This window comes from Peribacillus saganii (assembly GCF_003429095.1).
Lineage (GTDB): Bacteria > Bacillota > Bacilli > Bacillales > DSM-1321 > Peribacillus > Peribacillus saganii.
In genome coordinates this window covers 69,126-91,282 of record NZ_QVTE01000017.1, presented here as the reverse complement: position 1 = coordinate 91,282, position 22,157 = coordinate 69,126, and the positions used below count along the sequence as shown (strand labels likewise).

21 protein-coding genes are annotated in these 22,157 nt (G+C 43.0%); 1 reads left to right on the top strand and 20 read right to left on the bottom strand.

Annotated elements, in window-relative coordinates; translation table 11 throughout:
• Nucleotides 1-9 precede the first annotated feature (9 nt).
• The 17 genes from larC to D0469_RS08005 all read right to left on the bottom strand — a co-directional run bounded on the left by larC (nucleotide 10) and on the right by D0469_RS08005 (nucleotide 18,142).
• The gene (gene larC, locus D0469_RS08085; RefSeq protein WP_117326178.1) at nucleotides 10-810 is read right to left on the bottom strand and encodes a nickel pincer cofactor biosynthesis protein LarC; all 801 of its coding nucleotides are present in this window, start codon (nucleotides 808-810) and stop codon (nucleotides 10-12) included.
• Nucleotide 811: 1 nt separating this feature from the next.
• Entirely contained in the window at nucleotides 812-1,615 is an 804-nt protein-coding gene (gene larB, locus D0469_RS08080) for a nickel pincer cofactor biosynthesis protein LarB (RefSeq protein ID WP_117326176.1), read from the bottom strand.
• Complete coding sequence (gene larE / locus D0469_RS08075) at nucleotides 1,612-2,436, bottom strand: ATP-dependent sacrificial sulfur transferase LarE (protein ID WP_117326174.1); 825 nt, start codon at nucleotides 2,434-2,436, stop codon at nucleotides 1,612-1,614. Before larE ends, larB begins: the two co-directional genes overlap by 4 nt.
• Before the next feature lie 100 nt (nucleotides 2,437-2,536).
• Nucleotides 2,537-3,181 carry a YitT family protein gene (locus D0469_RS08070; protein ID WP_117326172.1) on the bottom strand — a complete coding sequence of 215 codons (645 nt, stop codon included), beginning with the start codon at nucleotides 3,179-3,181 and terminating at the stop codon, nucleotides 2,537-2,539.
• A 76-nt stretch (nucleotides 3,182-3,257) separates the two neighbouring features.
• Nucleotides 3,258-4,229 (bottom strand): 2-hydroxyacid dehydrogenase, encoded by a 972-nt coding sequence (locus D0469_RS08065; protein ID WP_117326171.1) that lies wholly within the window; start codon nucleotides 4,227-4,229, stop codon nucleotides 3,258-3,260.
• Between the two features lie 77 nt (nucleotides 4,230-4,306).
• Nucleotides 4,307-5,311 (bottom strand): 4-hydroxythreonine-4-phosphate dehydrogenase PdxA, encoded by a 1,005-nt coding sequence (gene pdxA / locus D0469_RS08060; protein WP_117326169.1) that lies wholly within the window; start codon nucleotides 5,309-5,311, stop codon nucleotides 4,307-4,309.
• Nucleotides 5,312-5,335: 24 nt separating this feature from the next.
• Nucleotides 5,336-6,541, bottom strand: coding sequence for a hydroxyacid-oxoacid transhydrogenase (locus tag D0469_RS08055; RefSeq protein WP_117326167.1), 1,206 nt, complete (start codon nucleotides 6,539-6,541; stop codon nucleotides 5,336-5,338).
• Between the two features lie 21 nt (nucleotides 6,542-6,562).
• Nucleotides 6,563-8,005: an aldehyde dehydrogenase family protein gene (locus D0469_RS08050; RefSeq protein ID WP_117326281.1), complete on the bottom strand. Its 1,443-nt coding sequence runs from the start codon at nucleotides 8,003-8,005 to the stop codon at nucleotides 6,563-6,565.
• A 26-nt stretch (nucleotides 8,006-8,031) separates the two neighbouring features.
• Complete coding sequence (locus D0469_RS08045) at nucleotides 8,032-9,294, bottom strand: nickel pincer cofactor-dependent isomerase, group 22 (RefSeq protein WP_117326165.1); 1,263 nt, start codon at nucleotides 9,292-9,294, stop codon at nucleotides 8,032-8,034.
• Nucleotides 9,295-9,327: 33 nt separating this feature from the next.
• Complete coding sequence (locus tag D0469_RS08040) at nucleotides 9,328-10,602, bottom strand: TRAP transporter large permease (protein WP_117326163.1); 1,275 nt, start codon at nucleotides 10,600-10,602, stop codon at nucleotides 9,328-9,330.
• A gap of 2 nt (nucleotides 10,603-10,604) precedes the next feature.
• Complete coding sequence (locus D0469_RS08035; protein WP_117326161.1) at nucleotides 10,605-11,120, bottom strand: TRAP transporter small permease; 516 nt, start codon at nucleotides 11,118-11,120, stop codon at nucleotides 10,605-10,607.
• A gap of 64 nt (nucleotides 11,121-11,184) precedes the next feature.
• Nucleotides 11,185-12,213: a TRAP transporter substrate-binding protein gene (locus D0469_RS08030; protein WP_117326159.1), complete on the bottom strand. Its 1,029-nt coding sequence runs from the start codon at nucleotides 12,211-12,213 to the stop codon at nucleotides 11,185-11,187.
• Nucleotides 12,213-13,529, bottom strand: a complete 1,317-nt coding sequence (locus D0469_RS08025) for a four-carbon acid sugar kinase family protein (RefSeq protein WP_117326157.1) — start codon at nucleotides 13,527-13,529, stop codon at nucleotides 12,213-12,215. Before D0469_RS08025 ends, D0469_RS08030 begins: the two co-directional genes overlap by 1 nt.
• A gap of 178 nt (nucleotides 13,530-13,707) precedes the next feature.
• The gene (locus D0469_RS08020; protein ID WP_233522985.1) at nucleotides 13,708-15,597 is read right to left on the bottom strand and encodes a PrpR N-terminal domain-containing protein; all 1,890 of its coding nucleotides are present in this window, start codon (nucleotides 15,595-15,597) and stop codon (nucleotides 13,708-13,710) included.
• A gap of 100 nt (nucleotides 15,598-15,697) precedes the next feature.
• Nucleotides 15,698-16,417: a DUF6612 family protein gene (locus D0469_RS08015; protein WP_117326153.1), complete on the bottom strand. Its 720-nt coding sequence runs from the start codon at nucleotides 16,415-16,417 to the stop codon at nucleotides 15,698-15,700.
• Nucleotides 16,401-17,540, bottom strand: coding sequence for a molybdopterin-dependent oxidoreductase (locus D0469_RS08010; protein ID WP_117326151.1), 1,140 nt, complete (start codon nucleotides 17,538-17,540; stop codon nucleotides 16,401-16,403). Before D0469_RS08010 ends, D0469_RS08015 begins: the two co-directional genes overlap by 17 nt.
• Nucleotides 17,541-17,815: 275 nt before the next feature.
• Nucleotides 17,816-18,142, bottom strand: coding sequence for a YuzD family protein (locus D0469_RS08005; RefSeq protein WP_117326149.1), 327 nt, complete (start codon nucleotides 18,140-18,142; stop codon nucleotides 17,816-17,818).
• 233 nt (nucleotides 18,143-18,375) lie between these two features.
• Here D0469_RS08005 and D0469_RS08000 point away from each other — a divergent pair, with 233 nt between their 5' ends.
• Nucleotides 18,376-18,612 carry a NifU family protein gene (locus D0469_RS08000; RefSeq protein ID WP_117326147.1) on the top strand — a complete coding sequence of 79 codons (237 nt, stop codon included), beginning with the start codon at nucleotides 18,376-18,378 and terminating at the stop codon, nucleotides 18,610-18,612.
• A gap of 90 nt (nucleotides 18,613-18,702) precedes the next feature.
• Here D0469_RS08000 and thrB read toward each other — a convergent pair whose 3' ends face one another.
• The 3 genes from thrB to D0469_RS07985 are packed head-to-tail and all read right to left on the bottom strand — an operon-like array spanning nucleotide 18,703 to nucleotide 22,012.
• Nucleotides 18,703-19,659: a homoserine kinase gene (gene thrB, locus D0469_RS07995; protein ID WP_117326146.1), complete on the bottom strand. Its 957-nt coding sequence runs from the start codon at nucleotides 19,657-19,659 to the stop codon at nucleotides 18,703-18,705.
• The gene (gene thrC, locus D0469_RS07990) at nucleotides 19,656-20,717 is read right to left on the bottom strand and encodes a threonine synthase (RefSeq protein ID WP_117326144.1); all 1,062 of its coding nucleotides are present in this window, start codon (nucleotides 20,715-20,717) and stop codon (nucleotides 19,656-19,658) included. The genes thrB and thrC overlap by 4 nt, the downstream gene beginning before the upstream one ends.
• Entirely contained in the window at nucleotides 20,714-22,012 is a 1,299-nt protein-coding gene (locus tag D0469_RS07985) for a homoserine dehydrogenase (protein WP_117326142.1), read from the bottom strand. Before D0469_RS07985 ends, thrC begins: the two co-directional genes overlap by 4 nt.
• Between the last annotated feature and the right edge of the window lie 145 nt (nucleotides 22,013-22,157).

Here is a 22,157-nt window from a genome sequence, read left to right as displayed (position 1 = left end):
TCCCCTCCTCTATTTAGCTTCTCCTACTACCACCCTAAGGACGTTCGGCTTCCCAGGGATATCGCGAGTGCCTGCCCCATACCCCACTGCTGTTACGGTCATAGAAGGAAGCGGCCCAAATGACTCTGCTTGGCTGGCAATGATTCCTGCCCCTGTAGGAGTGGTCAGCTCATATTTTAAAGAGCTCTGAGCAATCGGTACATTTACGAGCATGTCCAAGGTCGCAGGAGCCGGTACGGGGTAAACCCCATGTGCGCAGTGAATATGTCCGGAACCGAGCGGAACTGGCGAGGAAACAATTTTATCAATCTCCAGCTCCTCCAGGGCTATTGCTGCAGCTACAATATCCACAATTGAATCGATTGCCCCTACCTCATGAAAATGAACGCTTTCCAGTGGAATATTATGTATTTTCGCTTCAGAAGCAGCTATGGGCGCAAATATTTCCTTACTGCGTTCTTTTACTTTTTCGTCAAGCGCAGATTCTTCGATCATCCTGAGAATATCTGAATAATGGCTGTGAGCGTGATGGGAATGTGAAACTTCAGACCCGTGGTGATGATGATGGTGATTGTGATCGTGATGGTCGTGATCATGGTCTACTTCTTCTTGATCATCAAGAGTAACGTCAAACTTTGTCGCACTAATCCCCTGTTTCACAACCCTGCTCCAATTCAATGCATATCCGCTGACAGGAATCTTCTTTAATTCCTGCTCAATATGTTCAGGCGAAGCACCTGCATCGATGAGTGCACCGACCATCATGTCCCCGCTTATCCCCGAAAAGCAGTCTAGATATAATAAACGCATGTTAGTCCCTCTTTTCCAGTAATGCTTTTTTAACAGCTCGATCTATTGTATGGGTAAGTGTGGCTGCATAATATCCAGCGCCAAAACCGTTATCGATGTTCACTACTGATACTCCGCTCGCGCAGGAACTGAGCATCGAAAGCAATGCCGCAATTCCATTCATGCTTGCACCATACCCTACACTTGTGGGTACAGCAACGACAGGCTTGGATACAAGTCCGCCCATTACACTCGCCAGTGCTCCTTCCATTCCCGCAACCACGATAATGGCGTTTGCTTGTTCAATCTGTTCAACTTTATCAAGCAGACGGTGAATACCGGCCACTCCAATATCGTACATTTTCTGAACACGATTGCCCATAATCTCAGCTGTAATCGCCGCTTCTTCTGCAACCGGAAAATCGGAAGTTCCTGCGCAAACCACTGCAATGAAACCATCTTTCCATTCTTCTTTATAATCCCGGGTAACCCAGTGAAACGTCCGTGCATCCTTATGGTAATGAAATGTCTCATCGGAATACTTCGTTTCTAAATGTTCCAGGAGGTACGCTGCCTTTTGTTTGTCCACACGGGTTGCTAATACTTTTTTATGATGGTGCATTAATCTCTCGAAAATTCCAAGCAGATGTTCGGCAGTTTTGCCCTCTCCAAAGATTACCTCAGGAAAACCGGTTCGCTTTTCCCGGTGTGTATCCAATGTTGCATATCCAAGAGAATCATAGGTTTGCAGCTTTTGGCGTGCATCTTCAACAGTAAGCGTTCCATTTTGCACCTGAATCAGCCAATCAGTTAGTTGATCTTTCATTTCACTGCACCTGCTTTTAATACTTCATTCATACTTCCTGAACGATAGCCTTTCAAATCCATGGTAACATAGGAAAATCCATAAGATTTAAAGGCTTTGTCGATTTCCTCGTGATGTTCAAGTACTCTTGTCATATCCTCAGGAATAACTTCGATTCTAGCGATCTTATCATGGTGGCGGACACGAACCTGGTAAAGCCCAAGCCCGAGAAGGAAAGTTTCCGCAAGGTCTAGCTGATCAATCTTCTCCTGCGTAATCTCCGTACCATAAGGAATTCGTGAGGACAGGCAGGCAAAAGACGGTTTATTCCATGTAGGCAAGCCCATTTCCTTTGATAAGATACGAATCTCTTCCTTGAAAAACCCAGCTTCCTGCAGAGGGCTTCGAACTCCTAAATCCCTAGCAGCTTTCATCCCTGGACGATACTCTCCAAGATCATCCATGTTGGATCCATCCACAATCGTGTAGATTTGTCCGTACTCATCCATCAGCTCCTGCAAATGGCTGTACAATCCATTTTTACAGTGAAAACACCGGCTCGGATCATTCTTGACAAAATCCGCATTCGTCAACTCGCTTACACTGGTTTGAACATGCTTCACACCAATCTGTTTTGCAAGGCTGACAGCCAAATTGAATTCACGGGTTGGAAAAGTTTCTGATGCAGCGGTTACGGCAAAAACCTTATCTCCCAGTACTTCTTTTGCTTTCGCTAATAAAAAGGTACTGTCCACCCCTCCAGAAAAGGCAACTAAAACCTGCCCCATACTCTCAAGAATTTCTTTTAAATGCAGATTTTTCTGCTCTAGTGTTTTTTCCATATGAGACATTCCCTCCTAGTTGCATCGTTATAAAAAAGCGTTTTCATATTTTCGTTTTGAATTCATCATAATACACTTTAGAAAGAAACGGCAAGATTATTCATGCCGATAAGTCTTTTGAGCTAATAATCTTCTCTTTCTTTCTGGTAACAAGGAATACACCGACGGCACTAAAAAAAGTCAGCACCAGTGAAAATATTGTTTCTATTACACCTATCAAAAAAAGAGATAAAGGGTATATGGATGAATCAATAAAAAATATAGCTTTTGTTAGTGATATACCATACCGTTCATGCAGCATTTTTCCGAGCATGGACCCCCCGCCCAGGCTTGCATTCATACGAGCAAGGATCCCAAGCGTAACTCCCATCCATAAACCCCCAACAACGCTGCCAATCCAAATATTTTCGATTCCAAACTGAAGCAGCGGTTCCTGAAGAAGTCCGATTAACAGGGAAACAACTGCCATGGAAACAGCAGACTTATAGAATAGATCTCTATAAAACAAAAACGCTGTAATGAACAGCGGTACGTTTAGAAGAAAAATGCCTAAGCCAATATTGAAATCAAACAAATAATAGCCAATCTGGCTCAGGCCTGTCATACCGCCATTCATTATGGTATTCGGGACTGCAAACATGATATTTCCGACTGCAAACAGCAAAATCGTTAGAAAGATGAAAAGTGGCTGCTTTATTTTTTTCAATTTCACTCTTGCTCGGCTGCTTGGTTTTTTTTCACCCACTCTATCAGCTCTCTTTCCCGATCATGGTTCATCTTCTCTGACAATTCAGGTATCGACTCATAGAATCTCTTCCATCCTAATTTTCGTTAATCTTTACTTGAAAAGGCAATTCTTTTCCCATTATTCCAGCAACAAGATTTTGGGCAGCTGTTACAGCCATTTTTGTGCGGGTAGCAATACTTGCACTTCCAATATGCGGAAGTACTGTTACATTCGGCAAGGTTAAAAGAGGATGTTCCGCGGAAACAGGTTCTTCTTCAAACACATCCAGTCCGGCAGCCCAAATCTCTTCATTTTTAAGGGCTTCATATAACGCCCTTTCATCTACATTTGTGCCGCGTGATGCATTGATGAACACTGAACTTGGCTTCATCAGCTTTAACTCTTCTTTCCCGATGATATGGCGTGTCTGGGTATTTCCTGGTGCCAGCAGGACAACAAAGTCTGATTTCGATAACAGTTCTTCTAAAGTACTATAAGCGGCATTCAAGCTCTCTTCTATTTCACGGCGGCGGCTTCGATTATGGTATAAAATATTCATGTTAAATCCTGATGCACGGCGCGCAACTCCCTCGCCGATCCGGCCCATTCCAATAATGCCAATTGTAGCCCCAAAAATGTCCTGACCGGTTAACAGCATCGGCCCCCAGCTCTTCCAGCGCCCTTGCCTTACATAATCAGACCCTTCTACTACTCTGCGGGCGGTGGCCATCAGTAAAGCAAATGTTAAATCGGCTGTTGTTTCTGTTAAAATGCCTGGTGTATGGCCAACTGCAATTCCTCTCTTAGCTGCTTCACGTACATCAATATTGTCATACCCGACTGCCATTGTACTTACTACTTTCAAATTTGGTGCATGATCGAAAAGTTCTTTATCAATCCGGTCTCCTACGTTTGTAAATACTCCGGCTGCCTCTTTAATCTCTTCCAGCAGCACTTCATGGGGAATGGGTTCCTCTTCCCTATCCCAAAGAAAAACTTCTCCGTTCTCCTTTAATAATTCAAGGGCTTGTTTTGGTATCCTTCTCGTCACAACAATTTTACTCATACTACCCCTCCTAAAGAAAATACTTTACCTCTCCTAAAGAAAGGGAAACAGCATATGCTGTTCCCTTTGGATTTATTTTATATTTGGCGTTTAGGCGCTAGGTCTATGGCCTGGCGGATGGCTTCCTTCAGGCTGAGCTCGTCAGCGATCCCTTGTCCTGCGATGTCAAATGCGGTGCCATGATCTACGCTTGTTCGGATGATTGGCAGGCCAACCGTTATGTTTACACCAGCTTCAAGGCCTAGTACTTTTACAGGTCCATGTCCCTGGTCATGATACATGGCTACGACAATATCAAAATCTCCGCGCACAGTCCGGAAAAACAGCGTATCTGCAGGAAGCGGCCCAACTACATTAATTCCTTCAGATTGTGCCTGCTTCACGGCAGGAATGATTTTCTCCTCTTCTTCACCGTTCCCGAATAAACCATTTTCTCCGGCGTGAGGATTAATTCCACATACTGCAATTCGCGGTTCTTCATATCCAGCTTTTTTCAGCGTGTCATGCGCTAATTGAATAACCTTTTGTACCCTGGCAGGGTTGATTCTTTTTACTGCATCAATAATGCCGACATGTGTAGTCACATGGATAACCTTCAAGTTTGGAGCCGATAGCATCATAGAATAATCTTCTGTATTTGTAAGTTCAGCGAGAATTTCCGTATGGCCAGGGAAGAGATGCCCTCCTTTATGGAGAGCCTCCTTATTTAACGGTGCCGTACAGATTGCATCAATTTTACCTTCATTCGCTAATTGTATCGCTCTTTCCAGATAACGGAATGCTGCATTTCCTGCCTCTGCCGAAATTTGTCCAAACGGTAAATCTTCCGGAAGCAAATTCAAGTCAACAACTTCTACAGTCCCATACTGAAATACAGCTTCATCTGGTGAAGAAATCTTCTTGATCTGCGCATCATTTCCGACAATTTTACCGGCTCTTTCAAGCAGCTTTGAATCTCCAATCACAAAAGGAGCGCAAGATTTAAAAATCTTCTCATCGTTTAGAGCCTTCATGATGATTTCAGGGCCTACGCCGGCACCGTCCCCCATAGTAATCCCGATAATCGGCTTGTTTGTTTGCATCGCTGTCACACTTCCCTTCGTCTCTTAAAAAGCTGAACGCAGAAGCTCCTCAAATCCTTTTTGAGTAGGTACTCTTGGATTATTGCGAACCAATCTGGCAATCTCTAACGCTTTTTCTGCAATGGACGGAATATCATCTTCTTTAATGCCGATTTGTGATAAATGAGCAGGCAATCCGATTTCTGCCAGCAGTTCGAGCACAGCATCGGAAGCAGCCAATGCTTTTTCCTTTGCGCTAAGTCCATCGACCTGCACTCCGAATGCTTCTGCAATTTTTCCCATTTTTTCCATTTCAACCGCACTATTGAATTTCATCACATACGGCAGCAGCAATCCTGTTACTTCTCCATGAGGAGATTTAACTAGCCCTCCAATCGGATAAGCAAGTGCATGAGCTGCCGCTGTTCCAGCATTCGAAAACGCCATTCCTGCAAGAAGGCTTCCAATAAGCATATTTCCTCTAGCTTCCACATTGCTTCCCTGCTGTACAGCAAGAGGCAAGTTTTCCGCGATGAGCTTAATTGCTTCAAGGGCAAGTGCATCACTAATTGGAAGTGCACCCTGGAACAAGATATTTCCTTCCGCTTGAATATATTGGAAATTTTTAGCTGTGTATGCTTCCACAGCATGGGATAACGCATCAATTCCGGAACAAGCTGTAACGTATGCCGGAAGCCCTATAGTAAGCTCTGGATCAAGCAGAGCTACCTCCGGACGCAAATAATTATCAGAGATTCCTGCTTTAATGTTGTTTTCCGTATCCGTTAACACAGCAACAGACGTTACCTCTGAGCCAGTACCTGCTGTCGTTGGAATCGCGATTAGTGGCGCAATTGGGCCAGGAATTTGATTTTCACCGCCATAGTAATCAAGAGGGTGTCCGCCATACTTTATTAGAAGAGCAGCAATTTTCGCCATATCAATGCTGCTTCCGCCTCCAAGACCGATAATTGCATCTGTTTCCATTTGTGATTTCGCAAACTCGTAGCACTCAATGGCACTGGATACCGGGGGTTCAGGAACTACCTTGTCGTACGTAACGACATTATAATCTGCATTTCTCAAGAGAGAAATGACCCGATCTGCAATTCCCGCATTCACAATACCAGGATCCGTAACAAGCAGAACATTTTTCGCCTTAAGGCTCTTTAGAATGCTATCAAGCTGTTCGATTGCACCTTTTCCATATACAATTCGTTTTGTTGAAAAAAACTCCCAGCTATTTCTCACAGTTTCTCTCCTCCACTCTTTCTATAAGTTTATTACAATTATTTTTTCATCTGTCATTTCCTGGATTGCATAGCGAGGACCCTCTTTGCCAATTCCGCTGTCCTTTACTCCGCCATATGGCATAACGTCTGCACGGTATGTAGACACATCGTTAATAATCACTCCGCCAAAATGAAGCTCATGTGCTGCGCGCATCGCTAATTGAATATTTGAGGTGAATAAGCCCGCCTGCAAGCCAAAGCGGCTGTCATTTGCCTGATCAAACGCATCTTGAATCTCTGAATATGGAATGATATTAATCACCGGAGCAAATACTTCCTGGCAAACTACCTTCATTTCAGGTTTTACGTCTGATAGAATGGCAGGCTCGAGGATGCTGCCGGTTCTTTTTCCGCCAAAAACTACTCTGGCGCCATGCTCTTCTGCTTCCTTAATCCATTCTTCTGCCCGCTTAGCTTCTTTTTCAGTAATCATCGGCCCAATATCAGTTTCAGGATCTTCTGGATTTCCTACTTTTAGGGACTGGGCAGCCTTGACAGCTTTCTCAAGGAACGACTCATATACATCTTCATGTACATAAACACGCTGGACGGAAATACAAGCTTGGCCGGCATTTGAATACCCGCGTGTTACACATAATTCTGCAGCTTTATCAAGGTCCGGTGCATCATGATGGACTATGTTTGGTGAATTGTTCCCTAACTCCAAGGTTACAGGACGAATTCCTGTTGTACTTTTGATATGGCGGCCTACGCCTGGACTTCCGGTAAATGTGAAATGGGCGATGCGATCTTCTTCCAACAAGTATTGTCCTGTTTCCTGGCCGAATCCGTTAACCACATTAAGGAATCCAGCAGGCAAGCCTGCTTCGATAAAAATTTCAGCAAGCACACATGCAATAACCGGTGTTAATTCAGCCGGTTTTAAAACAACTGTGTTTCCTGCGGCAATAGCAGGACCAAGTTTGTGAACTGTTAGATTAAATGGGAAGTTAAACGGCGTTATAGCTGCTACAACTCCAACAGGGACACGTACAGTAAATGCAAGTTTGTTTTCATTGCCCGGCTGTCCCAGCGGAACGCCTGATCCGGCGATTCGCTTGGCTTCTTCTGCAGAAGCTATAAGCGTCTGTATTCCACGGTCGATTTCACCTCGTGCATCCTTTAACACTTTTCCCACTTCACGAACGAGAATAAGAGCCAGTTCTTCTTTTCGTTCTTTTACAATTTCAGCGGTCCTCATTAAAATCTCATATCTTTCATTTGGACTTAGCTTTTTTGTTCGAAATGTTTCTTCAGCATTTGTGACCGCTTGTTCAACCTCTTCCCGGGTTGCTTTTCCAATGATCGCGAATTCTTCCCCGGTGAATTTATTGGCAACAGAAAAGCTTTCTTTTGATGCATGCCACTCACCGTTTATAAATTGGCCGTATGTAAGTATATTTTTATCAATATTTCCAGTCATCGCTTTTGTTCCCTCCTGAATGATATTTAGTGATTCCATTGTGGAAAATAACCTTTTTCATCAAATTCCATCTCCTGTGGCTCACCTATAATTTCGATATGATCTAAACCAGATAACTCAGGCAGCAAAGCCTCGGACACATATATATACTCAAGATGCAGCGTATTAGGAATGCGCATAAACCTGGTTTTTTCCGGCTCAACGCCCCAGTTCCCTCTCATCGCGGCCCTAATGGCTTCACGATCATTCTCAAGCACAATCGGAATCATGGCCCGATGAAGGAATGTACTCGTAATTACATTCTCATTCATTGTCTGATGATCAATTTGATCGAACAGACGGCGGGTTGTTAGATCGGCCAGCCCAATACCAAGGGCATTTCCATGCGATTCCTCACTGACGTTGCTGGCTACAATATATTTAATACGCGGTGATACCGGCTCCTGCACACCGAGAATCCGGATTCTGCCAATGATATTCGTGTCCATTCCCGTACCGCTGTAATTTTTTCCGATTTCATCTACTACCAGTACATCAATATCCTCTAATGGAAGCTTAGGCATGAGCGCAGCCGATTCTGCAAGAAGCTCTTTTTCCCGCTCCGGGATGGAGGCTGTCGGAATGGCCTCCAATATGGCTGTCTGTTCAAAGGCATTCTCGATAATCGCGACACCGCACAGGATCTTCGCTTTCTCAAACAGTACCTTTGCAACCTCTGGCATAATGTCCCGAATCCCCCTTACACCATGAGTGTGAATGAGGAGTGCCTGCTTGTGCTTGCCAAGACCGATAGCGGCCATTTTCATTAGTCCGCTTTCAATCCCGATCGGTGATTTGAAATCGGTATGAACTTTGACTCGTCCCATTAGAAGAATGCTGTCTGCCTCATAGGCATTTTTATCAATATGAACCGGCATTCCTCCTGGTGTTTCCCCTACCTGTACTACATCCATTGAAGAAAGTATGGGAGCTCCGCAGAAATCTTCTGTAATGCCAAGGCTATTCAGCACTTCAACCTGCCCCTCGGCCGTTGCTCCCCCGTGGCTGCCCATCGTTGGTACAATAAATGGTTCTGCCCCCAGTTTTTTCAGCTCATTTACGGAAGCCCGAATAATGGCGGCAATGTTTGCGATTCCGCGGCTGCCTGCTGTGATGGCAATTCTCATTCCCGGCTTCACTTGTCTTGCAAGCTCCAGCCGGGAAAACTGATTAGCAATCTCTGTATCAATGTCTTCAACAAGCGGGCCGTTAAAGCGCTGCTTTATCTTTACAATGCGAGGAAATTCCATTTTGACTGTTCCTCCTTTATTTTTAGCTCACTACTATTTTAAAAGTGATGGAAGCCATGTGGAAAGAGCTGGAATATAGGTAATGATTAAGATGTTCATTACCAGTACAATAAAGAATGGGATGAGTGCCTTGGTTAACCGTTCCAGTTTTATATTGGCTACCTGGGCCGCTACAAACAAGTTAACCCCAACCGGCGGTGTTACCATTCCCATTGCAAGGTTTACGATGACAATCATACCAAAGTGTACAGGGTCAATTCCAAGCGCAACTGCTACTGGTGTCAATAGAGGCGCTAATATTATAATGGCAGCTGATGTTTCAAAGAACATCCCTACAAATAGCAGCAAAATGTTTACTAGAATTAAAAATACATATGGGCTATCTGAGAAGGCAGTGAAGAAGGCAGCAACCTTCTGCGGCACTTGATCCCTTGTTAAAATCCAGCCAAACATCCCCGCATTCGCAATAATTATCATAATGATGGAAGTTGTAATGGCAGACTTTGAGAAAATTTCAACAAGGTCCTTCCATGTTACTTCACGATAAACGAAAACACCGACGATAAAGGAATAGAAAACTGCAACCACCGCTGCTTCTGTTGGCGTGAAAATCCCGCCATAAATTCCGCCAAGAATGATAACTGGCATCAATAGAGCCAAGATAGCATCTTTAAAATATTTTATTCTCATTTCCCATGTAATCCCTGTCTCTCCCTGGTATCCCTTTCTTTTTGCAAGGAACCAAACAAGGAGGATTAAAGAACCGCCAATCCAAAGTCCAGGTAAAAATCCAGCAATAAATAGGTCGGTCATGGAGACTCCAGCCGAAATCCCAAATATAATCATTGGAATAGACGGCGGGATAATAACTCCAAGCTCACCGGAAACAGCAGTTGTCGCTCCGGCAAATCCCACATCATAGCCTTTCTTAACCATTGCCGGGATAAGAATCGAACCAATGGCAGCTGTAGTAGCTGCACTAGAACCGGAAATAGCTGAAAAAAACATTGCTGTTACAACTGTAACTACCGCAAGCCCGCCAGTCATTCCTCCAACAAGGGAGTTTGCAAAGTTAACAAGCCTGCGTGAAATACCGCCTGTTTCCATGAGGGAGCCAGCCAGAATAAAGAATGGGATTGCCATTAACGGAAATAAATCAAGGGCAGCGAACATCCTCTGAATTAATACGATCAGCGGCATATTTCCATCACTTACAAGTGAAATACTTGAAGCAAGGCCGAGTGATAAGGCAACCGGGACACTTAAAAATAATAAAATAAGTAACGATATAAACATTGTTAATGCCATAGTTATTCACTCCCCTTAAAGAATTCCCGGTTCAGATCCCCTTTTAAGGTCTCAATGAGAACGGCAATCGAATTCATCAGCATCAATATTCCTCCCACTGGAAGGGCGGCATATGGAATAGCCATCGATATTTTCGCACCTGGGGAAAGCTGTGCAGAAACATGGCTAAGCATTTCAAAACCATAAACGGTCAATATTACATAAAACACCATTGAAATAACGATTGTAATCCCTCTAAGTACACGCTGGGCATTAGGACTCAGTCTCTCAGCTATAGCTTCCATCCCAATTAAGGCACTATATCTAACCGCTAATGCGGCGCCAAGCAGAACTAGCCATACCATTGAATAACGGGCTATTTCTTCCGTCCATCTTGGCAATGTTAGGTCTATGTAACGAGCGGAAAATCGGATTATTACCTGAAAAATAATGAGTCCTGACATTAACATCAATAAGGCGGCCAATAAATAGCGAATAAAAAAGTTTACTTTATCAGCAAATCTTACATACAATCCCATGCAATCTCACCTCTTAGTATAAACATCAGCGGATAGGTCGGTTGCCTATCCGCTGAAGCAGCTATTATTTTGTGTTACGAATGCTTTCGATCAGTTCTTTTCCGAAAACAGATTCGTATTTTTCATAAACTGGCTTAACTGCTTCCTTGAATGGTCCTAAATCAGGGTTTTCAATTATTTTCATCCCTTTTTCTTTCAGTTCACCAAGATATTGCTTCTCCATGTCTTGGACAACCTGGCGCTCATAATTTCCAGCCTCTACCGCTGCCTCTTCAAGAGCCTTTTGCTGCTCCGGTGTTAATGAATCAAATTTGCTTGGAGACATTAAGACAAGGGAAGGATTATAGAAATGGCGTGTCATGGTTAAATGATCCTGGACTTCATAGAAACGGGAAGTCATGATAACAGGCACCGGGTTTTCCTCTGCATCAATTACGCCCTGCTGCAAAGCTGTAAAAAGCTCTGTGAATGACATTGGTGTCGGCTGTGCCCCCATTGCACTGAACGAATCCATGTGGATGTCATTCTCCATCGTACGGATTTTGATTCCCTTTAAATCTTCTGGTTTTTCGACAGCCTGTTTACCGGTTGTAACGTTGCGGAAACCATTTTCCCACCAGGCAAGAGTTTTCACACTCATTGTTTCTTCCACTTTTTTACGTAAATCATTACCAATCTCGCCATCTAGCACTTTATGTGCATGATCTTCATTTTCGAATAAGAACGGAAGGTCAACAACCGTTACTTCGGGTGCAAAACCGCTCATCGGTCCAGTGGAAGTAAGCACCATATCAACACTGCCTACATTCAAGCCTTCAATCATGTCACGTTCTCCGCCAAGTGATCCATTTGGGAAAACTTCCAGCTCAATCGTTCCATTTGATTTTTCTTTGATTAGTTCTTGAAATTTTTTCATTCCTTCTTGGTAGTGGGATGTATCAGCTAGCGTATGCCCCACCTTTAGAGTTATTTTCTCTCCAGTGCTGCCGGAACCGCTCTTTTCATCCGCTCCCGTTTTAGTGCTTCCGCCACCTCCGCAAGCTGACAATAGAACCATTGAAGATAGTGCAACAATACTTAGAACCTTTTTCATTAAATTGACCCCCTTATTAATCTATTAATTTTATTCATTGCATTTACTAAAGAATCTGCATCGCCGAAACCACCGGCTTTTGTAACCAACGGCAGCCCATTTAGCCTGCCTCCAACGATTTCAGAAAGAGGAATGCCTTCTTCCACTTCATCTATTATTCGCAGAGCGGTTACTCCTAAATGCTTACAGGTACTATAGGCGATATCACCTCCAGTAAGGATAAGTCCTGCGAAATCCTGGCTTGATATAACAGCCGCACTAACCTTTCCAAGACATTCAGCAATGGTGTTACCTATCTCCATGCTGCCTTTTCCAGTTTTTTCTTGGAAACTATGTAAATCTTCTATCACTTGACTAGATACATCTGTTGTAAGCACTGGAGAATGTCCATTCGCTGCAATTTCGACGATAGCGCCCAATAATTGGGCCATCTCCTGCTCTCGGCGGGAATCATCTAAGAGAAACAGCGGATTCGCTACAATGAGCCGGCAGTCACTTTGTTCTGTCAGAGCACTGATTTGCCTTCTGGTGGCAGCGCTTACACTTCCTGCAATGATAAACACCGAAGGATTTCCTTCTGGTCCAGCAGGTAAACGTCTGCTTTGCTCTTGCTCAACTGGCTGTTCCATTGAATCAGATAGACTTTCTGCCATACCTGCCGACCCTACCCAAAGCACTTTCAAACCACTTTCCTTAACAGCTGCTGTAACCGATTTCAAATCTTCTTGCAAAAAACTATCAAACACTACAATTTCTGCGTTGCGATTCAAACATTTCCGCATTTCATTTACTATTTGCCTTTTTCTTATCATTCTAATATCAATGTGCCCGATCACTCTTCTGCTTTGAGAGGCAAGAAGTGTCGGAAGATGCGACTCGCCAACTGGACATTTAGGATCCCTAGCAGTCTCTGTATCTTCCAGCAAACATTCATGCACGATATGATAGCCGCCTGCTGTTACTCTGCCGTTCTTTGGATAGGCAGGAAGGACGACTGCTGCATCAAAAATCCCAGTGTCAAGGAGCGCATCGATTTCAGCCCCAATATTCCCCCGCATGGTTGAGTCAATTTTTTTGTAAACAACAGGGAAGTCTGAAATGGCGAGCGTTTCAGCTACCGCTTTCATTTTTTGAAAAGCTTTTTCTGCATCCATAGCTCTTGTTTCTGCATTAAAAACTATTACATCTGCTTCATGCCTATAGATATTCTCCTGCAGCTCTATGAGCGAGAGAGTATGAAAACCTTGCTTTGCAAATTGAACCCCGGTATCATTTGCTCCTGTTAAATCGTCTGCAATAATTAGAACCTTGTTCAAATTCTCTTCACCTCACATCCTCCGCGTTGAGTAATTACAATTTTGTGAACTTTTATAATTTTAGAATACATTATATTGTTGCAAAATTCAATAGATTTTATTTTAATATTGTTTCTTTTTACAACAGTTTCAAAACACTTGAAATTATGTTGTAAAAAGGAACAAAAAAATAACAGGGTTACCCTGTTACATTATCCTCTCTTATTTTTCTCCAAAGAGTTGATCGATTGATGCCTAACCGCTTAGCAGCATGTGACTGGTTGTAATCTTCCTCCTCCAGCACACGGGCGATGATTTCTTTTTCCAGCTCCTCAAGTGTTTTATTCTCTATATCAATGACATTTCCCTTAAGTCCGATAGGTGTTTGCTCCTCAAATAAATCATTAAGTATATCCATAATTTCTGCAAGTTCAATAAAAGGTCCTGTACTGGTGGAAATACAAATTCTTTCGATCATATTTTTTAACTGCTGTACATTTCCGGGCCAATCCGCAGCTTTCAACCGTTCCATAACATCAGGGCGAAGGCCCACGATTTGCTTTCCATACTTTGCATTAAACGAAGCAATAAACCAGCGCACTAATTCCGGGATATCTTCCTTTCGTTCCCTCAGAGCGGGAATGGTGAGTGTTGCTCCGTTAATCATATGAAACAAATCCTCTCTAAAACCGCCTGCTGTGATTTCTTCTTTTAAATCGCAAGAATGAGCAGAAATGAGACGAACATTCACAGGGATAGATTGATCCCCCTGCACATGGGTTATTTTGCTTTCCTGGAGTACATTAATGAGTTTCGCTTGAACAGATAGCGGCATTTTTCCGACGGCATCAATAAAAAGGGTGCCATTATGCGCTGCCTCAAATGCTCCGGCTTTCTCATCTCCCCCGGTTGTACCAAACAATTCTGCTTCCAATTGTTCTGCCGTATATGCTTCGCAATTTATAAAAACAAATGGAAAATCTTTCCTGACGCTCTCATTGTGAATGGCCTGCCCCAGGCTTTGTTTACCGCTTCCAGGCTCTCCGTAAATTAGTACAGGGGAATCATTCCTGCTAAACTTGGAACCGAGTTCAAATTGTTCTTTTAACGTTTCATTAATTGCTACCAGCTGGTTAAAATGCATTCTGGCTTGCATAGGTTTCGCGAAGAACTTTTGACGAATGCGGCTTTCCATTCTTTGTACTTCGCCTATCTCCTCCAAAAAAGCTAGCCCGCCTACAATTTCTCCATTTTCTTCTAAAATAAACTTCCTAAGAACAAAGTCTTCGCCGTGCAGCTTACAGATTGTCTCAAAAGATGCCTGCTTTCTACTGAACAAAACGTCAAATTGCAGAAGCTGATGAATTTTCGCGGCCTGTTGCCCAATAATTTGTTCTTCTTTGATTCCTAAAAACTTTTCTGCTTTCTCATTTATGAGTTGTACTTCCTCCTGGGCGTTCACAGCGATTACTCCTTCATGGAAGCTTCTGCTTACAGTTTCAAAAAATCGGCGCCCTTTCCTTTCCTTTTGTGTATAAAAAGCCACTTGTTCGGCCTCTTCGATCGATTCTATAACCGATTCTCTGCCCGATGTAATAAGAATCGCATTCAAACCAAATCCGCTAGCTACCGAGGTTGTAATAACATCACCGATGATCACTTGAACTTCGTCTTCGACAGCTTTTCTAATTCCCTGTTTTATCTCCTCTTCGCGATCAATCGAGTAAAAAGAAAGATCCATCTCTAACAGGGTTCCAATGGCGTCAGCACCCTGGATCGTATTAAAATAGCTCATCAGCCCCATTTTCCCGGGATATCCCTTAACTAGCGTTAATGTACGTAGAATATCATAGCCAGATATTTTCACCTCAATGACCGGAATATTGCAATGCTTCCGTATCAGTCTTGCGGTAGCACCCCGGCTGATTATAATATCAAAGCCCTCTTGCTCCATCTCTTTCGCTATTGAAAGCCCTCGATATAAATCACCCACTTCAATATGGATGTCCTTCTTCAAGTCATTGTTCACTTCTTCAAACAAATCCCTTAACCCCGGGTATGGAGCAATCACCAATATCCTTGCCATCATTTTCTCCCCATCTTTTTTCAAGTTGTTGCATTTTACTACACTAATTGTACCTATAGATGATTAAATATTCAACAAATTGTAATGATAGGGTATAATGAACCTATTTCAAGGTTGTGGCCTGATACGCTTGTTCGGGCAGGAGAATGGTTGGTGCATGATTTATACTTGAAAATGTAACAGAATATGTAACTTGGTCGTATCTTCTCAAAATACTGGGTTTATAATCTATTACCAGTTTCATACGTTCAATCTTCACGGGTTCTTTAGATACCCATGCTTCTAGCTGAGCAGATAACATGTCGTTAAATTGAAACCCATGAACCTCATCACGAAAAGGACGAAGCTTCACTATAAAATGGTATCCATCATTAGGAATCTCCAATTTTTTTATTTTATCTGAGTGTTTTAACATTCGAAGCCAGAAAACCATTGGATCCTTCATCCCTTCCAATTCACCAGTCATCGGATGGGTGTAATCCGCTTTATTCCAGGCATTACTATTTACTGTATGAACGTAAATAACATCAGGCTGAAAATAGATCTCAAACAAAAAATCCTCTGTATCTGTTAACCTCGCACGCGATTTTACATGGGCAAGATAGGGATCCTGATGAGATGTAGATTTTATATGAACTTCTTCCTCATTATTCAGCCGTAAGGTTTGAACCATTTGATAGGATTGCCAGGAATTCACTTGGTTCATTGCTTTCTGCAAGGTCATTACTTGTTCATTAGACCTGCTAGTAAAAAGTGAATAAGCGGATATAAAAAAAATGGCCCATACTGCGATTATTGTACAAAATTTAATCCAGGTAGCCATTTAAGTCGTATCCCTCTTTTTCTTCCCAATATCCTAATCCTCTATCTTTTACTATCTCAATTCGATTGAGCCACTTTATTGATTTATACCCATACATATTCGGATGAAGCAGACGAAGGGGTGCCCCCTGGTCATCAATTAATGGTCTTCCATCCAGTTCATATGCCAGGATAACATTTTGTTCCAACAATTGGCTTAATTCAAATGTCTCTGTGTAAACCAGGTCCGCTGAATACATTTTCACATACACCCCTCCACTTCTTGCTTTCACACGCTCCATAACATCCTTGAATAGAATTCCTTTCCATTTCACGTCAAGTACACTCCAGCCTGTTACACAATGAAAATCACTGGAAAATGTGCTGGCCTTCCATGTCAGCAGTTCATCAAATGAGAAGGATGACGGGTTGTCAACGAGGCCATCCACCGTTAACCGCCACGTTTCTCTCTGAAAGACAGGATTTTCACTCCGTATAGAATAAATTCGAAAGTACCCCTTTGTTTTTACTGTCTCTAGTGCATTTGTAAAGTTTTCAGACAGAGGCTGATACCATCGCAGTAAGCCGCCTGCTGCAAATGAAACAACGGCTCCGCCAAAAAGTAAAAGCACGTCACGTCGCGAGATAACGATTCCCCGGTTCCGTTGTTCCTTATCCTGGGTTTTCCGTTTATCCCTTCTATCAATCTTATTATCCCGACGCAAATACCATAGTAAAATGTGAACAGCTACCCATGGAATGATAGCCAAGCTGAGTACATCATGTATTAGTAAAGCAGCCTGCCTAATGCTAACGTATTCTGTACTGTTAACCCATAAGTAAATTCCGCTTGTAATCCAGCCCAAACCAAAAAGCAGCTGCAAGGAAAGATGAAAGGTTTTCTGCCATCTCCGTTGAAGTCTGTCATAGCGGATAATAAAAGGCATTACAAGACAAAGAAATATAGTATAGACTATCCCTAAAGCAGAATGAAACTCCCTGAACTCCGCCCTAAATTCCCCCAGAAACGTGCGGAGGTCGGGGTTGTAAAGAAAAAGTCCACTTATAAGTAAAAAAAGAATAAGGAAGCCATGCACAAAATGAATCCAATAGAAAACCTGTTTATTTCTAACCCTTCTTCCCACTAATTCTCACCCTTTGTTTTTATCACTGCTTATTAAAAAAGCGTTCCCTTTGCGCTGAGAATAGCTTTAGTCTATTATAACGCTTATCGATTCATATCGATTCAAAATATTTGATAAATTTCGAAAGTTTCTTTATCAGGATAAGAGTACTGGGAATCCTTATGACAAAGGACACTATATTATTCAGCCAAACCAAAAGGTAATTGTGCCCGTTTATAACAAAAAGAAAAAGAGCTGCCGAAGCAACTCCCAGTAAAACATTGTATTGTATCGCCTTACTCGCTCTTATACCCGAACTTCTTCATTTCACTGACAATGGTTTTTAATTTTGGATTTCCTTCCCCAACGATTTCTCCGCCAATAGCAACCACCGGATAAAACATTTCCTCCTCAATAACCCGGCGGGAGAATTCCTGTTTTTCTCTATCTGCTGGCGGATCGAATATATCAATATATACAATTTTGAAAAGCTGGTCTGGGAACTTTCGTTTTAACGCTGCCTCGAGCCATTCATATGTTTCCTTTGAAGAGGGCAGATTTACGCAGCTTGCGCAAATTTGTTCAGCCCCATATACCTGGATTTCCACTTCTGTTTTTCCCATAAAGACACCCCTTTGTTCTCTCGTTCCATTTTACCTTATTTTATGGCTAGCGGTAAAAAGAATATGAGGTAACAAGAGTGAAAGATACACGAATTCTGAAGTCCTTGAAAGGGATCAGAGAATTATCGCATAACAGCTCTGAGCTATCCCGCTGCGAATTTTCTGTAAGGATTTCGGATGGATTTTTTTTCAGTTTTTGATTATAATTGAAGATAGGAAAGGAGTCGATTGCAATGGCTGACCTAGAAATGCAGGAACAAGTTCAAGAAGTATTGGATAAGCTTCGCCCATTTCTTCTTCGTGACGGCGGGGATTGTGAACTGGTAGACGTAGAGGATGGCATCGTGAAACTGCGTTTGCTTGGAGCTTGCGGAAGCTGCCCAAGTTCTACAATTACGTTAAAAGCCGGTATTGAACGCGCTCTTCTTGAGGAAGTTCCAGGCGTTGTGGAAGTTGAACAAGTATTTTAATACCCTCATAAAATAAGCGATTCTGGCTGGCCAGAATCGCTTTTTGCATAAAAATTTCCTTTACAAAAGATCTTTTGTAAATCCCCGCATTTATTCAGCCAATCCCCTGGCGTTGACTGTTCTTTCTTCTCCATGACCATCCTTATGGCGTGTGACCACGCTGCCCTGATAGTCAATATCCACAATCTTTACAGCAAACTGAGGGAACGCAGACGAAAGTTGCTCACAGACTTGAACAGCGGATTCACTTTCAGTAAAACAAACGACAGTAGGTCCAGCTCCACTGATGGCCACTCCAAAGGCACCTGATTGTTCTGCAGCCTTTTCAATTTCAGGAAAGTGGGGAATCAGTGCTGTCCGATATGGCTGATGGAAACGATCTTCTTTCATCATCTTCCCGGCAAGCTGCCAGTTTTTTGACAGTAGTGCAGCAACCAGCATATTGGAAACAGCACTTGCTCTGACTGCCTCACCAAAAGTCACATCTGCCGGCAAAACATCCCGGGACTTCTCGGTTAACAGTTCGTAGTCCGGGATTACCGCAATAACCTTAACTTCCTCGAGCATGAAGGAAAGAATATCGGTATGTTCTTCAGTGTGCTTTCCTACCACTAACCCACCCAGAACTGAAGCACCCGCATTATCTGGATGCCCTTCTATTAGGGAAGCGTGGTGAGCCTTCTCCTGAATTGTCAATCCCAATCCACAGGCTGCATCAGCAAGCTCTATCCCCGCAACGATAGCAGAAGCACTGCTGCCAAGCCCTCTCGCAAGAGGAATATCACTGGAAACGTATAAAACATGCGGCTCTAATTGTTTGCCGTAATAGGCAGCTGTCTTTTGCGCTACTTTTACAATATAGTTTTGTTCATCACTCGGGAATTGCTTAAGCTCATCCGTAAGCGCAATAACTTCCCATTGTTGTGAGCGTTCGGCATCCAGGTGCAAATAAAGACCCAGTGCCAAACCCACAGAATCAAAACCTGGGCCCAGATTCGCAGTACTGGCCGGTACCCTTATGGAAAACATGTTACCTTCTGTACTCATACCGTAATCGCGTCCTGAAGGTGTTTAATGATAACTTCCTCATCCATCGGCAGAAGAACCGGTTTAATTTCACTATGATCCACTGCAACATTTGGATCCTTTAGGCCATTGCCTGTAAGCACAGCAACCACACGGCTGCCTTTTGAAATTTCCCCGCTCTCCAGCTGTTTGATGATTCCTGCAATGGAAGCACAGGATGCCGGTTCTGCAAAGACCCCTTCCTTACGGGCCAGCAGTTTATAGGCAGCGAGAATTTCCTCGTCACTCACTTCATCTATTTTTCCATTTGATTCTTTAGCGGCATTGACTGCAAATTGCCAGCTAGCAGGGTTGCCGATCCGGATGGCCGTTGCAATTGTTTCAGGGTTTTCAAACACCTTATCATGGACAATTGCAGCTGCACCTTCGGCCTCAAAACCTCTCATTTCCGGCAGGCCAGTTCCCTTAGCTTCATGGTATTCCTTGAACCCCTTCCAGTAAGCAGTGATATTCCCGGCGTTGCCTACTGGCAGTGCAAGAACATCAGGCGCGGACCCTAATGCATCACAAATTTCAAAAGCGGCAGTCTTTTGGCCTTCGATGCGGTAAGGGTTAACAGAGTTTACAAGTGCAATAGGCGAATTTTCGCTAATATTGCGGACAATTTTAAGCGCTTGATCAAAGTTGCCGTCGATTGATACGATTTCCGCTCCATACATGACAGCCTGAGCCATTTTTCCCATTGCAATCTTTCCATTTGGAATAATAACGATGCAGCGCAAACCGGCTCTTGCAGCATATGCAGCCGCAGCAGCAGACGTGTTTCCTGTTGATGCACAGATAATCGCCTTGGCTCCTTCTTCTGCCGCCTTCGCTACAGCCATCACCATGCCTCTGTCTTTAAATGAACCAGTCGGGTTTGCACCCTCATATTTTACATAAAGTTCGATACCCCATTCTTCCGAAAGACGTTCACACTTTACAAGAGGAGTGTTTCCTTCTAAAAGTGTAAGCTTTGGTGTTTGTTCATTTATCGGCAGATATTGTTCATATTCGTTTAGCAGACCTTTCCAGCTCATATTACTCCCTCTCCTTCAACCCTGTATGTGCTCTTTATTTCTTTAACCATTTCATAGTCATTTAGCTTTTGCAGTATATCTTCATAGTCCTGCAGTGAGGTCCTGTGTGTAACCAGGACGATTTCAGCCAGTTCATTTTGTTTAAGCGGCATCTGGAGGATTTTCTCAAAGCTGGCACCATGCTCTGAGAATATAGAAGTAATGGCGGCAAATACCCCTACCTCATCCTTTACATGCAAGCGGACAAAATATTTTGAAAATATCTCACCTGGCTGCTTAAGGGATTTCTCAAATTGCGGGGACACAGCACTTCTGCCATTAACACCCAATCTCATGTTCTTCATTACCCCGACCAAATCGGACACAACCGCTGTTGCGGTAGGAAGGCTTCCTGCTCCGGGACCGTAAAACATTGTTTCACCAACAGCTTCACCATATACATACACCGCATTATATTCATCATTCACAGATGCAAGTGGATGGGATTCAGGAAGCAGGGTCGGCTGGACACTGACTTCTACTTTATTTTCAAGTCTGGAAGCAATGCCGATCAGCTTCATTGTATATCCCAGCTTTTTGCTATAGCTCAAATCCTCTTCAGAAATCTCGGTGATTCCCTTTACTTTCACATCATCCAGATCAATATTCATCGAAAATCCAAGTGTAGCAAGAATCGCCATCTTTCTCGCAGCATCCCAGCCGCCCACATCAGAAGTTGGGTCAGCTTCAGCATAACCTAATTCCTGAGCTTCCTTCAGAACATCCTCATAACGGCTTCCCTGTTTGCTCATTTTCGTTAATATATAATTTGTTGTTCCATTAACAATTCCCATCATCTTTGTAATCCTGTCAGAAGCAAGTCCGTCTACCAGGCCTCTTAAAATTGGGATACCTCCGGCAACGCTAGCTTCATAGAATAGGTCACAGCCATTTTCCGTAGCAACGGATAATAACTCCGATCCATAAACAGCCATTAAATCCTTATTAGCAGTTACGATATGCTTCCGGTTTTGCAGAGCCTTTAGAAGGTAGTTCTTTGTTTCCTCCACGCCACCCATAACTTCAATGACTATATCAATTTCCGGGCTTTCCAGAATGTCATCCGGATTTGTTGTCAGCAGTTCACGTTCAATATGTACTGTACGTTCTTTGTTTTCATCTTTAACTAATATTTTTTTTATCATAACAGGACAGCCGATTTGGTGCATTAGTTTATCCTGATGGTTTTCAATGATTTGTACTACACCAGACCCGACTGTTCCGAGTCCAAGTAAACCGATAGATATTGCCTTCACATGGATTCCCCCTATGCAATGTTTATATAGAAAAGACAAGTGTTTTTATATAGTAGACATTATACGTGGTTCAACATATTATTTCAATAGTGCAACAGTAAACAAGTTTTCGTGAAAGCGCTTAATGTCCTGTTATATGCGGGTA

Bases quoted from the DNA above. Each gene is read 5' to 3' on its own strand.
- thrC (WP_117326144.1), bottom strand. From the start codon at position 20,717: ATGAGCTGGAAAGGTCTGCTAAACGAATATGAACAATATCTGCCGATA.
- D0469_RS08000 (WP_117326147.1), top strand. From the start codon at position 18,376: ATGGCTGACCTAGAAATGCAGGAACAAGTTCAAGAAGTATTGGATAAG.
- D0469_RS08035 (WP_117326161.1), bottom strand. From the start codon at position 11,120: ATGGGATTGTATGTAAGATTTGCTGATAAAGTAAACTTTTTTATTCGC.
- larB (WP_117326176.1), bottom strand. From the start codon at position 1,615: ATGAAAGATCAACTAACTGATTGGCTGATTCAGGTGCAAAATGGAACG.
- D0469_RS08005 (WP_117326149.1), bottom strand. From the start codon at position 18,142: ATGGGAAAAACAGAAGTGGAAATCCAGGTATATGGGGCTGAACAAATT.
- D0469_RS08015 (WP_117326153.1), bottom strand. From the start codon at position 16,417: ATGGCTACCTGGATTAAATTTTGTACAATAATCGCAGTATGGGCCATT.
- D0469_RS08045 (WP_117326165.1), bottom strand. From the start codon at position 9,294: ATGGAATTTCCTCGCATTGTAAAGATAAAGCAGCGCTTTAACGGCCCG.
- D0469_RS08020 (WP_233522985.1), bottom strand. From the start codon at position 15,597: ATGATGGCAAGGATATTGGTGATTGCTCCATACCCGGGGTTAAGGGAT.
- larC (WP_117326178.1), bottom strand. From the start codon at position 810: ATGCGTTTATTATATCTAGACTGCTTTTCGGGGATAAGCGGGGACATG.
- pdxA (WP_117326169.1), bottom strand. From the start codon at position 5,311: ATGCAAACAAACAAGCCGATTATCGGGATTACTATGGGGGACGGTGCC.
- D0469_RS08050 (WP_117326281.1), bottom strand. From the start codon at position 8,005: ATGACTGGAAATATTGATAAAAATATACTTACATACGGCCAATTTATA.
- larE (WP_117326174.1), bottom strand. From the start codon at position 2,436: ATGGAAAAAACACTAGAGCAGAAAAATCTGCATTTAAAAGAAATTCTT.
- D0469_RS08065 (WP_117326171.1), bottom strand. From the start codon at position 4,229: ATGAGTAAAATTGTTGTGACGAGAAGGATACCAAAACAAGCCCTTGAA.
- thrB (WP_117326146.1), bottom strand. From the start codon at position 19,659: ATGAGTACAGAAGGTAACATGTTTTCCATAAGGGTACCGGCCAGTACT.
- D0469_RS08030 (WP_117326159.1), bottom strand. From the start codon at position 12,213: ATGAAAAAGGTTCTAAGTATTGTTGCACTATCTTCAATGGTTCTATTG.
- D0469_RS08040 (WP_117326163.1), bottom strand. From the start codon at position 10,602: ATGGCATTAACAATGTTTATATCGTTACTTATTTTATTATTTTTAAGT.